The sequence below is a fragment of the Vibrio sp. Isolate25 genome, from assembly GCF_022398025.1.
Lineage (GTDB): Bacteria > Pseudomonadota > Gammaproteobacteria > Enterobacterales > Vibrionaceae > Vibrio > Vibrio coralliilyticus_A.
Genome location: NZ_JAKEUT010000002.1, coordinates 210,609 through 225,202, shown reverse-complemented (window position 1 = coordinate 225,202; position 14,594 = coordinate 210,609). Strand labels below are relative to the sequence as shown.

Genomic DNA, 14,594 nt, shown 5'->3' with positions numbered 1-14,594 from the left:
CCCTCAATTACTCCTGAATCACAACCATATCGTCACGATGCAGCACTTCGCTGCCATAGTCATAACCCAAAATTCCCAAAATATCTTTACTGTGCTTACCGATGATCTTTGCCATGTCTTGGCTAGAGTAACTGGAAATTCCACGTGCAACTAAGCTGCCTGTTTGGTCTGTCACTCTTACAACTTCACCGCGAGCAAATGTGCCACTCACCTGAGTTACACCTTTCGCTAATAAACTGCTGCCTTTATCAATCACAGCCTTCACCGCACCGTCATCAATTACAATATCGCCAGATGCCGCTGGTCCAGCCAAAATCCATCGCTTACGGCTTTCCAATGCTTCTTCAATTGGCAGGAAACGAGTACCTTGCGGCTCATCACCCAATGAATCAAACACCACATTGGGAGCGCTGCCTGCGGCAATAATGACTTCTATGCCTGCCCTGCGGGCAATATCCGCAGCTTGTAACTTAGTGGCCATACCACCAGTACCTAAAGTCGTGCCACTCCCGCCAGCGATCTTACGCAATGTATCATCAATAGTTTTCACTTCTTTTATCAGCTCAGCACTTGGGTCCTTGCGTGGATCCGCCGTGAAAAGTCCTTTCTGATCGGTCAGTAACAGCAATTTATCAGCGCCACACAAGATACCAACCAGCGCAGATAAGTTGTCATTATCACCGACTTTGATCTCACTGGTCGCGACTGCATCATTTTCATTAACAATAGGGATAATATTGTTATCCACTAAGGCATTAATGGTGTCCCGAGCATTCAAAAACCGTTCACGGTCTTCCATATCTGCCCGCGTCAACAACATCTGGCCAATCTTAATGCCGTAAATACCAAACAAAGCTTCCCAAGTTTGGATCAATTGGCTTTGACCAACAGCCGCCAGCAATTGTTTATTGGCCATAGAGTTGGGCAATGCGGGGTAACCTAGGTGCTCACGCCCAGCAGCAATTGCGCCAGACGATACCATGACCACAGAATGGCCCAGTTTTTTCAGCTCTGCACACTGGCGGGCTAGCTCAACCATATGAGCTCTGTCTAATGCCAAAGTGCCACCAGTTAATACACTGGTACCCAGTTTCACAACCACAGTTTGACGCTGTGTTGCTTGTCCGCATTTTTGATTCATTGTCTTTCTGCTATGAAAATAAAGAGTTCACCAATTACTCATCAGACTGCATAACCGCAAGAATCTGAGACAAATTAGCTATTAGACATGATGTTTTAACAATCAAAACATAAATTCACAAGCAGAAAAGGCGCCGTTAAGCGCCTTTTTATTTGAGAAAATGATAAAGAGGAAAGAATTAGACGAATTCAACCGATTCCTTGTGCAAATCGACATTCATACCGAATTGAGTCTTTAGAGTTTCCTGCAGTTTTTGGTGGAAACCTTCTTGGGTGCGAAACACTTCTTCAATGGCTTTTTTAGGCAATTTCTCGTCTACCCAATCACCCTTTCCATCGTAGAGGCCAGTGCGGTAGCGAGCTGCGAATGTTTGCCCTTGTTGTTCAAGTTCTAACCACCATCCCCAGAACTCTCTTTCTTCCGGCGACTTTTTGTCATTCACACACACAGAAAGACAATCGAACAAGTATCGTCCTTCTTCACATTGAGGCTCTCTCAGATAAGGGCCAATGGCCTTCAGTGTAGACAACAAACGGTAATGAGTTGGACTCTTTGGCTGTTCAGACATAATGAATCTCCATATTCAAAATCTGTTGTGATTATTCGTTGTAGTTATGACGAGCAAATAAACAGGACTGCATAGTTTGGGTATTGCCCTTATATGAGTGTTGCCTAATTTATTAGATTTGTCATCTAATTAGCTCGTCCTCCAACCACTTAATCGCCAAATCGAGGGATTGCTCATATCCTTGTGTAATTGTTTTTGCACTGATTTTCTTCGCTTTCCCATAGTCGCTGAACAAGGCAACAAGCTGATTATCACTGTAAGGAGAAACAGGATCGTTTTCTAGACTCATTGCCAGAATAGGGACCTTAGTTTTACGGTTAGATAAAATGCCTTGAACTTTAAGTGACCAAGCCATCAACTGACCCGCCAAACTGTTGACGTCGACAACATTTTTACCCAATCGAGAGGCCAGTACATCGAGGTACATTTTCGGCATTTTTTTCAGTTTCTTTGGTGACGCTAATACATCGTGAATCGGCGCACCCAAGCTCACACAAGCTTTTAACTTATCCGGTTCCATGAATGAAAGTCTCACCATGGCATTGCCACCAAAACGGAAACCAATCAAACCGACCCTGTGATGATCTACCCATGGAATATTAAACAGCTCATTAAGTACCGCTTGATGCAGACACGAAGTATCTTCTGTGAGCGTCCAGTGACTGTTATGGCCAATCGAGGGCATATCAACAGTCAACATCGCGATGTCTTTCTTGGCTAAGTGATCGCGAAATAACGTCCACAAGTCAGTTTGCAAACTGTCTAACCCTGCACTGACGATTACGACTGGCTGGGGCTTATCCGTTTTCGTTAGATGAAGATGAGCAATAATGCGCTTGTTCTGATAAGGAATTTCAATTTGCTTAACGATATATTTTGTTTTCTTTGCCGCTTCTGTATAAGCATTGCTAGCCAGTACTTGAGCCTGTATAGCTAAGTTATCGTTTTTCAAATGGGGGTAACCGGCAATACTAAAACACAAGGACGCATTGAACAGCTCATCCGCGGCTTCTTCACCCTTGAGTTCATGAGAGCGCTTGTTATGCAGCATCCCCAGCTTGGTCCACTCATAAGTCCAGTTACCGCTGTGATAGCCCATGACGGTATCCAGCCACTCATCGTGAGTCCTTGAATGTTTAGAAGAGGCGATTTTTGCCAGAACAGCTTCGATTTCAATAGGATCTAATCCCTGCCATACCCACTGCATACGACGCAGATTTCGGTACCATTTAAAGCCCTCTTCCTCACGCCGCTTGTCTAGTAATTCTTGGCTACTGGGCATGTATTGAGTTAATGAGGACGTTTCTCGCGCTTGCTTATGGTTGGTGAACAGTGTTTCTGACAGGTTTTTGCTCACTTCTTCAGACATAATGACGCCTAGTTTAAATAATTTCCTATATTGTATACCCGTGTCGCCTCAAAAGGCAGACACTCATCAATGTTCAACCTATTAATTGGCAAAAAGTGACGAATAAGTCATTAAAAAACCAGCATAAGTAAACTAGGTAAAGCGGATCAATAGGCACAAACAAAAAATGACCCATAAGGGTCATATTTAAACTCAACAAACAGAGATTACTTTTGCTTGCGGTTAATAGGTTCAATGTACTGAATAGACATATCCCATGGCTGCTCAATCCAAGTTTCCTGAGCAATGTCCACAACATAATCGTCCAATAGCACAGCACCTGATGGCTTAGCACATACCGCAATCAATTTTGCTTTAGGGTAAAGTTCACGAAGTTTACGTGCAGTATCACCACTATCGACTAAATCCTCTACGATCAGGTAACCTTCACCATCACCTTCTGGCGCTTTTAGCACGCTCATATCACGCTGATGATCGTGATCGTAGCTAGAAATACAAATGGTATCAACGTAACGAATACCTAATTCACGAGCCAGAATTGCACCTGGAACAAGACCACCACGGCTCACTGCCCAGATACCTTTCCACTGCTCAGCAGGCATTTGCTGCTCAGCTAGCTCACGACAATAAGCGTGCATTTGATCCCAAGTAATAACGAATTTCTTACTCATTGTAATAAACCTAATTATAAAAAGTTGAGGGCCTGTGGAGCCAACGCTTGGTTGATTTCACAAGCCCTTATTGAAGTTTTTAAGCAACAATGTACTTGAAGATAAAGATTGCTGACATAACCCATACGCTGAGCGAAACATCACGACCTTTACCACTGAATAATTTAATTGCTGCGTAAGCAATGAAGCCCAACGAGATCCCTTCTGCGATAGAGAAAGTCAGCGGCATCAGCAAACAAGTCACCACCACTGGTGCAGCTTCGGTTAAGTCTCGCCAATCGATGCTAACCAAACCAGATAACATCAGAATAGCCACATAGAATAGCGCCCCCGCAGTCGCATACGCAGGGATCATACCAGCCAATGGCGAGAAGAATAGAGCAAGTAGGAATAAAATACCAACTACAACAGCGGTTAGACCTGTGCGACCACCAGCGGCAACACCGGATACGCTCTCAATGTAAGAAGTCGTGTTTGACGTACCCAACAGAGCACCTACCGAAGTAGCAGTTGAGTCAGCAAGAAGAGCTTTATTCAGACGAGGAATTTTACCATCTTTATCCATCAGACCAGCTTTTTGAGACACACCCACTAGCGTGCCTGCAGTATCAAATAAGTCGACGAAAAGGAAAGCAAAAACCACTGAAATCATACCGATCTCAAATACTGCAGAAAAATCCAACTGCATGAAGGTCGGAGCAATGCTTGGTGGTGTTGACATGATGCCACCCCATTGCACATCACCAAACGCCAAACCTAAGCCAGTAACCGCCAAAATAGCGATCATCACCGCGCCTTTTACGCCACGATGAACCAGTGCAATAGTCAGGAAGAAGCCAATTGAAGCTAGTACTGCAGATAATGAAGTAATCGAGCCAAGAGAAACAAGCGTCGCCGGGTTATCAACCACAATACCTGCATTCTTTAACGCGATAAATGCCAAGAACAAGCCAATACCCGCCGAAATACCCGTGCGCAAAGAAAGTGGGATGGAGTTTATGATCCACTCTCGGATCTTAAACACACTCAATAGAATGAATAGCACACCGGATACAAATACTGCCGCTAGAGCCACTTGCCATGTATACCCCATACCTAACACAACAGCATAGGTGAAAAAGGCGTTGAGCCCCATTCCTGGTGCTTGAGCAATTGGGTAGTTCGCCACGAAGCCCATGATAAAACAGCCGATAGCTGCTGCCAGACAGGTAGCAACAAACACAGCACCACGATCCATGCCTGCATCTGCCAAGATAGCTGGGTTTACAAAAATAATGTAAGCCATGGTCAGAAAAGTCGTGATACCTGCAATGATCTCAGTTTTTACATTCGTTCCGTGTTCACTGAGCTTGAATATTTTTTCGAACATAATCGAATTCCAAAGGAGTAATAGTAAACGGTTGCGTAATCGATTGGCGGGATTATAGAGTCTCCAAATATCAAATTCCAGATAGAATTACGGCTCTAATAAACATTTCTATCTGTAAAATTTAGCTTTAGAAGGATTAATTTTATTAACACCGGTGAAAAATACTTTAAGTTCAATAAGTAATAAGAATGAATGCCAGATATTGTAAACGGTGATTTTTCTACCATGTCGTAAAGTTACATAGAGCTAAGGCTTAAGAATTGGATGCTGGATAGGCAATTATAAGGATGAGTTTTACCCGTCGGGAAAAGTTGAGGAAATGGAAGTATTGGCCATGTGCTTTCTCACGATAAAAAAACGCCACTCAATTTGAGTGGCGGTTGAATCATCTCAGCAAATTAGGCGCTGTAATAAAATTCCAATATAGGGGTGAACAAACTTGTTCGAGAGTCACAAACTCGATTAGTAACCGAAGCTTGTTGGGTATGCAAAATTGCCAGTATAAACAGAACTGTTTAGCCAGAATGTTGCACTTGGTAAACCTTTCATAACTATCACCTTCTAAATCAATTAAAACAGATAACAAATATTGATTTCTCGGTTCCATGGAGGCGACAAATCGGACTCATCCTTTGAGCATTTTCTCTTCACTTTCGAAGCTGGTTACTAATATACCCCAAAGAAAATAAATTACAACAATAAAAGTGATTAAAGTCACATAAAATTCAAAAAATGACTTACATCAAGCCAATCTTGTAATTTAATTACACAAATATCAGCAATATCTTTAATTTTATTACGCTCAATAAGAATAGAGTCTCACAAACATAAATAACAGAATCCACGTTATGTGATGACAACGAAACATTTCGTTTCCGCTTTGACTACTACCTTGTGTCACGTAGTGCTATTCTGTGCCCCTCTACTCAATAGGCCAGATCCAGATTTTTGTGCTACTCATTTAGCAACATTACCTAATAAGATCTGGCGTTATTATCATCAAGGAGTCATCCGTGTCTGAATTCCATTCTGAAATCAGCAACTTATCACCTGCACCTTTATGGCAGTTTTTCGATAAGATCTGCTCTATCCCACACCCTTCTAAACATGAAGAAGCATTAGCTCAGTACATTGTAAATTGGGCAATGGAGCAAGGCCTCGATGTGCGTCGAGACCCAACGGGCAATGTTTTCATTAAAAAGCCAGCAACCCCTGGCATGGAAAATAAGAAAGGCGTGGTTCTTCAAGCTCATATTGATATGGTGCCGCAAAAAAATGAAGACACGGAACATGACTTCACTAAAGATCCTATCCAACCATACATAGACGGTGAATGGGTCACAGCCAAAGGCACCACACTAGGCGCTGATAACGGTATGGGGATGGCATCATGCTTAGCGGTACTGGCCTCCACAGACATCAAACACGGCCCACTTGAAGTACTTCTGACTATTGATGAAGAAGCAGGAATGACAGGAGCCTTTGGTCTTGAAGCTGGCTGGCTTGAAGGTGAAATTCTACTCAATACCGACTCTGAGCAAGAAGGTGAAGTCTACATGGGCTGTGCGGGCGGTATTGATGGAGAAATGACGTTCGACATTAAACGTGAAGCAATCCCAGCAGGTTACGTCACTCGCCAACTGATTTTGAAAGGCCTAAAAGGTGGTCACTCAGGTTGTGATATCCATACGGGCAGAGGTAACGCAAACAAACTCGTTGCTCGCTTCCTAGCCGGTCATGCACAAGAATTGGATCTACGCCTAATTGAATTCCGTGGCGGTAGCCTGCGTAATGCAATTCCGCGTGAAGCCTTCGTGACAGTCGCTATCCCTGCCGAAAACGAAGCTAAACTGGCAGAACTGTTTAACTTCTACACAGACTTGTTGAAGCAAGAGTTAGGCAAAGTAGAAACGGACATCGTTTCATTCAATGAAGCCATTGAAACCAGCGAACAAGCGCTAGCTATTGCTGATCAGCAACGTTTTATTGCGGCACTCAATGCTTGTCCTAACGGCGTGATCCGCATGAGTGATGAGATCGAAGGCGTTGTAGAAACATCCCTGAATGTGGGTGTCGTTACCACAGAGAGCGATAAGATAAACGTTCTGTGCCTCGTTCGCTCATTGATTGACTCAGGTCGCCACCAAGTAGAAAGCACCCTAACATCGATGGCAGAACTGGCGGGGGCGAAGATTGCTTTTTCAGGCGCCTACCCTGGTTGGAAACCGGATGCGGACTCTGAGATCATGGCTATCTTCCGTGACATGTATGAAGGCATTTACGGTCACAAGCCGAACATTATGGTTATCCATGCCGGCCTTGAATGTGGTTTGTTTAAAGAGCCGTACCCGAATATGGACATGGTGTCGTTTGGCCCAACGATCAAATTCCCACACTCGCCTGATGAGAAAGTGAAAATCGATACCGTTGCACTATTCTGGGAACAAATGGTCGCACTACTGGAAGCGATTCCAGAGAAAGCCTAACCTGCTCTTCCCATCGAAAAATACCCCAAAGCCAGCTGACATTGCTGGCTTTTTTGTTTCCTAGTTCGACAATTAATTTTTGTCGTTACGGTGAAATTTATTCGTTAGTCACCAGCGCATCTTCGCTGATACAGTCGCCGCAGTTGAAGCACCTAAGGCAATCCAGCTTGCCCTCTTCAACCTATGTAACCGATACATGCTATTGGTTATATCGCAAGATGCTCAGTTCTCAGAGCCTCTTAATTACTCTCTGAATATAAATGAAATGCCATGAACGAAAAACTGCTAGTGGGCTGGCGAGAAACCTTAAGTCTTCCTGGGTTAGGCATAGAGAAGATCAATGCCAAGATTGATACCGGTGCTCGTACTTCTTGTCTGCATACCTTTAAACTTGAAAGCTTCAATAAAGGAACAGAGTTGTGGGTAAGGTTTTGGATCCATCCACAACAGCGTAATACCACTGAAGAAGTAGTGTGCGAGGCTAAGGTCATCGACCAGCGAATTGTTCGAGATTCCGGAGGTCATGAAGAAACACGCTATGTGATTGAATCGGAAATACGACTCGGTCAGGAGAGCTGGCCAGCAGAGTTAACGTTAACCAATCGCGAAAATATGGCGTTTCGCATGCTGTTAGGTCGAACAGCAATGCACCATCGTTTGATTGTCGACCCTGTTCAATCGTTTTTAGTCCCTTTCGAGGAAAACCAACAATGAAAATCGGTATTCTGTCTCGCAACGCAAATTTGTACTCAACTAAGCGTTTGATTGAAGCGTGTCAGAAACGTGGGCACCAAGTCAAAGTCATCGACGCCCTGCGCTGCTATATGAACATAAATTCCGATAAACCTGAAATTCATTTTAAAGGTGAAGAGTTATCCGGATTTGATGCCATTGTGCCACGTATTGGGGCTTCAGTGACCTTTTATGGCACCGCCGTACTGCGTCAATTTGAAATGATGGGTGTTTATCCAGTCAACGAGTCTGTTGCGATTACTCGCTCACGAGACAAGTTACGCTCTATGCAGTTGTTGTCACGTAAAGGGATAGGTATGCCAATTACGGGCTTTGCCAGCAAACCCGATGATGTTAAAGACCTGCTCGAGATGGTTGGTGGTGCTCCTGTGGTCATTAAACTGCTGGAAGGTACTCAAGGCATTGGGGTGGTACTGGCTGAAACACGTAAAGCCGCCGAAAGTGTTGTCGAAGCTTTCATGGGCTTGAAAGCCAACATCATGGTTCAGGAATACATCAAAGAAGCAGGTGGGGCAGACATTCGCTGCTTTGTCATTGGCGACAAGGTGATCGCAGCAATGAAACGTCAAGGTGCAGAAGGTGAGTTTCGTTCTAACCTGCACCGTGGTGGCAGTGCATCACTGATAAAAATTACGCCAGAAGAGCGTCGTACCGCCATTGCCGCAGCCAAAATTATGGGGCTCAATGTCGCGGGTGTCGATCTACTAAGATCCGAACGCGGACCTTTAGTGATGGAGGTTAACTCGTCACCAGGGCTAGAAGGCATTGAATCTGCGACAGGTAAAGACATTGCAGGCATGATCGTCGAGTTTATCGAAAAGAATGCCCCGACTAAAAGGACCAGAACTCGTGGCAAAGGCTAAAAACAACCGCGTGTTTGAGATTCTCGGCGAGCAAGTCTTGCCGGGACAACGAAAAGTGCTCGATCTCAAGTCAGCCAAACTCTACACCCATTCTCGCTTATCGATCCCAATTGAAGTGATCAACGGGAAGTACGCAGGGCCGACTCTTATGGTTAATGCGGCTATTCATGGCGACGAGCTCAATGGCGTAGAAATTGTTCGGCAACTCATCAACACCATTGACGCACAAAAACTGAAAGGTACAGTCATCGCTGTACCTATCGTCAACGTGTTCGGATTTATTCATAAATCACGCTATTTACCCGATAGACGCGACCTAAACCGCTGTTTTCCGGGCAGTGAAAAAGGCTCACTCGCTTCGCGAATGGCAAGCGCTTTCTTCAATCAGATCGCGAAACGCTGTGACTACATTCTTGATTTACATACGGGGGCGATTCATCGTACTAACTTACCTCAGATTCGGGCAGACCTAAGTAACCCAGAAACGTTGCGTATTGCACAAGCCTTTGCAACGCCAGTCATTGTTGACGCTCCTTTGCGGGATGGTTCGTTACGCAGTGAAGCCGAACGTCTCGGGATCCCAGTGTTGACATACGAGGCTGGTGAGGCATTACGATTTGAACCCATTTGTATTAATGCTGGATTCATTGGCGTTAAACGTGTGATGCAAGCCATTGGCATGTTAAGGCCCAGTCGTAAAAAGCGGCCAGAGCCCGTGATTGCCAAATCCACCAGTTGGATTAGAGCGGAAAGCGATGGCATTTTACGTACCGTTGTGACATTAGGTGAAAAAGTAGTGAGGGGCCAAATTCTCGCCTTCATTAGTGCACCACTAGGGCACAGTGAGATTGAAATCAAGGCCCATAAAGGGGGAATCGTGATTGGTCAGCAAACACTTCCCTTGGTCAATGAAGGCGATGCCGTGTTTCATTTGGCTTATTTTGCCGAAGATGATCAGCAAGTGGAACAGGTCGTAGAAGAGTTCATCGAAGAGATCAGCGACTCGGATTTAGAGCCACTCACAACAGGCCAAATCCACTCTCCTGCATAAATCAAAAAACCGCTTGCCCATTTAAGAGGTCAGCGGTTTTACATCAAATAATGTCTTGTTCAGGCTGTTAACCGAATGAAGCCCAAATCACTGTGGCAACCAATACTGGACAGACAAACTTTATGTATACAGGCCAAAGCTTTCCAAACCATCCTTGAGTAAACTCTGGGTAACCTTGCTCGAGTTCTTTGATTTTAGAGTGACGGCTCCACACCCAACCACCAAACAAACAGAAGAGCAAGGCTGCTGCAGGTTGTAAATACTGAGTCGCGACTGTCGCGACCATGCCAAATAAAGCACCAAAATTAAACACAATCACAACACTAAACAGTGCGATCAAACCGCCTAAAGCCCAGCTTGTGGTACTGCGCTTAGTGTTAAATCGTTCACCAACTAGCGCGACCGGACACTCCAGCATAGAGATGGAAGAAGTCAGTGCCGCAATCGTCAGCAGTAGGAAGAACACAATCGCAAATAGCTGGCCTAATAAACCAAGGCTATCAAACATCAAAGGCAGTACGGTAAAAACCAAGGTATCTGAGCTGAGCAGAGAGCCATCCTCAGCGTAGATCTGCACGCCTTTTTGCATCGCCACAAACATCGCAGGCATAACCACTAAACCAGCAATAAAAGCAACCGCGGTATCAACCAGAGTGACGTTCATCGCCATTTTAGGCAGGTTCTCTTTCTTGCTGAGGTAAGAACCGTAGATCAGCATAGAACAACCACCAATGGTCAGAGAGAAGAAGCCCTGCCCCATTGCAGCGAGAATTAATTTTCGGTCCATCACCTTGTCAAAATCTGGAACAAGATAATGCTTAAGCCCTTCCATCGCACCGGATTGAGTCATGATATAGATGAACAACAAACCAAATAGAACGAACAAAGCAGGCATAAGGCGCGTTGACCATTTTTCGATGCCTTGTTTCACCCCGCCCTGCACGATGAGAATCGTCAGCACGTAGAAAACAACAGTACCAAACAGGTTACGCTCAACACTGAATCCCTTAAACCAGGCACTTGCGGCTTGCATACCTATCACATCAGCCACAGCACCAAGCAAAAAGCAGATCAGCCAACCACCGACAATGCTGTAAAACGCCAACACAGCGCTGGGCACACTTAAACCTATCCATCCTACAAGCCCACCGACTTTTTTCGCCAGAGGATTAGCGGTGAGAGAGCGCATGCTATCCACGGGGTTAGCCTGACCATGACGACCTATCGCCATTTCGACCACCAGCATTGGAAACGCCACCACCAAAATCATCACCAGATAAACCAGCAAAAATGCCCCGCCACCATTACTGGCAGCTTGAGTTGGGAAGCCCCAAATGTTACCTAAACCAACCGCAGCACCAGCTGCCGCCAGAATAAAGCCTAAACGAGAGCCAAAGTGCTCACGTGTTTGAAAATTGTCTGCTTGTGCCATACCGCTTAACTTGCACCCATAAACTAGTTGACTAGTACAATATTACAAAGCTCTTATTCACTCCAGCTATGAGGTCATTAAGTAACCAGAATAAGGCAAATAAATAGGAAATTAAGCTGTAAATTAATTCATACAAAGAATTTTTAACCAACCAGTAAGCAAAAATTGAAGCGTGAAGTGCGCCGAACAACCAATGTAATGAAAGAATCCTACCAATTTTCACCGTGATATCCGACGAATAAAATCTAAATAATCATTAAGTTAGCGAGCAAAGTTCAGCATTTTCGCTATTGGTTATGAGTTGGTTTATTAAATCCATGAAGGAGAGAAAAATGGGTTCAAATCTGCTCAGAGGCGCCATCATCGCGGCGCTAGGGCTAAGCTACCAAGCGCACGCCTATGATTGTGCTGGCTTGGCGGTTTGGGATAGCACTGCGGTCTACACATCCGGAGATCTAGTTCAGACATCCAACCATGCTTATCAAGCTAGTCATTGGACACAAGGCAATGACCCCGTCAGCAACTCCGGTGATTGGGAAGCATGGAAAGACCTTGGACAATGTGACACTGGCGGTGGTAACGCAGACCCAGAGGTATCCATATCTTCTCCTGTTAATAATGCCGAGATCCCCGAAGGCACAGTCACCACGATACAGGCTTCCGCCAGTGATAGCGATGGCAACATCGCTCAAGTGGCCTTCTTGGTTGATGGCCAGAACATCGCGACGGTCACACAAGCGCCCTATCAAACAGATTGGACAGCGGTTGTAGGAGCGACCACCATTTCTGTCATTGCCACTGACAATGAAAACGCAAGCTCAGAAACGCAGGTTTCAATCAGCGTCACCTTAGCTGGCGAACCGATTCCTCCTTCTGTCACTTTAACCAGCCCTTCAGGCAGCGAGCAATTGACGGAAGGCGATCTTCTTACATTAAGTGCTAATGCCTCCGACACAGATGGCAGTGTTGATAAAGTCGAGTTTTTTGTCGATGGACAATTGATTGCCAGCGATACGTCTGCACCTTACGAAACCACGTGGACCTCAGTCAGTGGCACTCATAACTTCAAGGCCAAAGCGACAGACAACGACAACCAGGCGACTTCAACCCAAGAAGTATCACTGGTTGTCGCCAGCAGCGCAACAGGTGGCTGTGCTGGGCTACCAACCTATACCGCAGGCACCAGCTACAGTGCGGGTCAGTTGGTACAGAACTACAATCAAAAATACCGTTGTGACATTGCAGGTTGGTGCTCTTCAAGCTCCGCCTGGGCCTACGAACCAGGACAAGGAGACTATTGGGATGAAGCCTGGACGGGGTTAGGCGCTTGTGCCGCTCCACCGGCGGTAACCATCACTAGTCCTAGTGACAATCAAATATTGCTTGCGGGTAGTACCGTCAGTTTCGCTGCTGACGCTTCGGATTCTGATGGGACAGTAAGCCAAGTCGAATTCTTCGCAGGCAGTAACAGCCTCGGTGTGGTGACACAGCCGCCTTACACGGTGAGTTGGACAGCGACTCAAGTTGGCCTAAATAGCCTCAAAGCCGTCGCGACAGACAATGAAAACAACACGGGCGAAGCGACGGTTTCGGTAACAGTCAGTGACCAAGATTTAGTGGTTGCATTGACATCGCCAGCAGCGGGCCAAACCGTCGGGCTAGGTAAATCAGTCCAGTTTGCCGCCGATGCAACATCGCTGTCTGCCAACGTGACGCAGGTCGATTTTTTAGTGAACGGATCGATTGTCGGTACAGATATCACTGCACCATACAGCTATAACTGGACCGCAGGTGCGGTAGGTAGCTATACCGTTGCGGCTAAAGCCACAGACTCGGCCAATAGCGAGGTCACATCTGACGCAGCAACGATTACTGTCGTAGAGCAAACAGAGAAAACACATAAACTGATAGGTTACTGGCATAACTTCGTCAACGGTGCAGGTTGCCCTATGCGTTTGGCAGATATGTCAGATGCTTGGGACGTAATCGATATCGCCTTCGCTGACAATGATCGTAACAGCGATGGTACTGTGCACTTTAACCTATACTCAGGCGATATCCACAGTAGTTGTGCCGCGCTTAATCCAACTCAGTTCAAGCAAGATATGGCAGCACTGCAAGCCAAAGGTAAAAAGTTCGTTCTCTCTCTTGGGGGAGCTGAGGGCACGATTACACTCAATACTGATCAGGATGAAGCCAACTTTGTCTCTAGCTTGACTGACATCATCAAGGAATGGGGTTTCGATGGTCTTGATGTCGACTTGGAGAGTGGCTCGAATCTCGTTCATGGCTCGCAAATTCAAGCTCGTTTAGGCCGAGCACTACTGCAAATTGAGCAAAATATAGGTGGGGATATGTACCTGACTATGGCGCCAGAGCATCCTTATGTTCAAGGGGGATTCGTCGCTTACAGTGGTATTTGGGGCGCGTACATTCCGGTCATTAATGACACACGCAGTACACTAGACCTGCTCCACGTTCAGCTCTATAACAATGGCGGATTGCCAAATCCTTACACACAAGGCAGTGCCGCTGAAGGCTCCGTTGATATGATGGTGGCTCAATCCAAAATGCTAATTGAAGGCTTTGAGTTAGCTGATGGCACTCAGTTTGCGCCGCTTCGAGATGATCAAGTCGCGATTGGTTTACCTTCAGGGCCAAGTTCAGCAAACTCTGGGCAAGCGCCAACCCCAAATATTCTTGATGCGCTAGATTGCCTAACTAAAGGCACCAGCTGCGACTCAGTCATTCCTGCCTTTAATTATCCGAATTTTGCGGGCGTGATGACTTGGTCTATCAACTGGGATGAACACGATGGTTACATCTTCTCAGGCCCAGTTGGAGATAAGCTCACTCAGATGAATAATAGCCAGTAACGACAAGAGCGCCAT

11 protein-coding genes are annotated in these 14,594 nt (G+C 45.7%); 5 read left to right on the top strand and 6 right to left on the bottom strand.

The features are described from left to right. Positions 1–7 precede the first annotated feature (7 nt). The 5 genes from proB to L1D15_RS07680 form a co-directional block, all read right to left on the bottom strand. Positions 8–1,141 (bottom strand): glutamate 5-kinase, encoded by a 1,134-nt coding sequence (proB, locus tag L1D15_RS07700; RefSeq protein ID WP_239875230.1) that lies wholly within the window; start codon positions 1,139–1,141, stop codon positions 8–10. 178 nt (positions 1,142–1,319) lie between these two features. Continuing rightward, positions 1,320–1,709: a sigma factor-binding protein Crl gene (gene crl / locus L1D15_RS07695; RefSeq protein WP_239838419.1), complete on the bottom strand. Its 390-nt coding sequence runs from the start codon at positions 1,707–1,709 to the stop codon at positions 1,320–1,322. Between the two features lie 121 nt (positions 1,710–1,830). Next, positions 1,831–3,078, bottom strand: a complete 1,248-nt coding sequence (frsA, locus tag L1D15_RS07690; RefSeq protein WP_239838420.1) for an esterase FrsA — start codon at positions 3,076–3,078, stop codon at positions 1,831–1,833. Between the two features lie 206 nt (positions 3,079–3,284). Then, complete coding sequence (gene tet(34) / locus L1D15_RS07685) at positions 3,285–3,749, bottom strand: oxytetracycline resistance phosphoribosyltransferase domain-containing protein Tet(34) (protein WP_239875229.1); 465 nt, start codon at positions 3,747–3,749, stop codon at positions 3,285–3,287. A gap of 79 nt (positions 3,750–3,828) precedes the next feature. Then, positions 3,829–5,118, bottom strand: coding sequence for an NCS2 family permease (locus L1D15_RS07680; RefSeq protein ID WP_239865020.1), 1,290 nt, complete (start codon positions 5,116–5,118; stop codon positions 3,829–3,831). Positions 5,119–6,131: 1,013 nt separating this feature from the next. On the opposite strand from L1D15_RS07680, the gene L1D15_RS07675 reads away from it, so the two are divergent. The 4 genes from L1D15_RS07675 to L1D15_RS07660 all read left to right on the top strand — a co-directional run bounded on the left by L1D15_RS07675 (position 6,132) and on the right by L1D15_RS07660 (position 10,271). Then, on the top strand, positions 6,132–7,604 hold the full coding sequence (locus tag L1D15_RS07675) for an aminoacyl-histidine dipeptidase (protein ID WP_239875228.1): 1,473 nt from the start codon (positions 6,132–6,134) through the stop codon (positions 7,602–7,604). A gap of 270 nt (positions 7,605–7,874) precedes the next feature. After that, a complete protein-coding gene (locus tag L1D15_RS07670; protein WP_239838424.1) occupies positions 7,875–8,318 on the top strand; it encodes an ATP-dependent zinc protease in 444 nt (147 codons plus the stop codon). Further along, positions 8,315–9,220 carry a 30S ribosomal protein S6--L-glutamate ligase gene (gene rimK, locus L1D15_RS07665; RefSeq protein WP_239838425.1) on the top strand — a complete coding sequence of 302 codons (906 nt, stop codon included), beginning with the start codon at positions 8,315–8,317 and terminating at the stop codon, positions 9,218–9,220. The genes L1D15_RS07670 and rimK overlap by 4 nt, the downstream gene beginning before the upstream one ends. Then, positions 9,180–10,271, top strand: coding sequence for a succinylglutamate desuccinylase/aspartoacylase family protein (locus L1D15_RS07660; protein WP_239865023.1), 1,092 nt, complete (start codon positions 9,180–9,182; stop codon positions 10,269–10,271). The genes rimK and L1D15_RS07660 overlap by 41 nt, the downstream gene beginning before the upstream one ends. A gap of 67 nt (positions 10,272–10,338) precedes the next feature. Here L1D15_RS07660 and L1D15_RS07655 read toward each other — a convergent pair whose 3' ends face one another. Then, positions 10,339–11,703, bottom strand: coding sequence for a sodium-dependent transporter (locus L1D15_RS07655; RefSeq protein WP_239875227.1), 1,365 nt, complete (start codon positions 11,701–11,703; stop codon positions 10,339–10,341). Positions 11,704–12,035: 332 nt separating this feature from the next. On the opposite strand from L1D15_RS07655, the gene L1D15_RS07650 reads away from it, so the two are divergent. Further along, positions 12,036–14,579 carry an Ig-like domain-containing protein gene (locus L1D15_RS07650; RefSeq protein ID WP_239875226.1) on the top strand — a complete coding sequence of 848 codons (2,544 nt, stop codon included), beginning with the start codon at positions 12,036–12,038 and terminating at the stop codon, positions 14,577–14,579. Positions 14,580–14,594 lie beyond the last annotated feature (15 nt).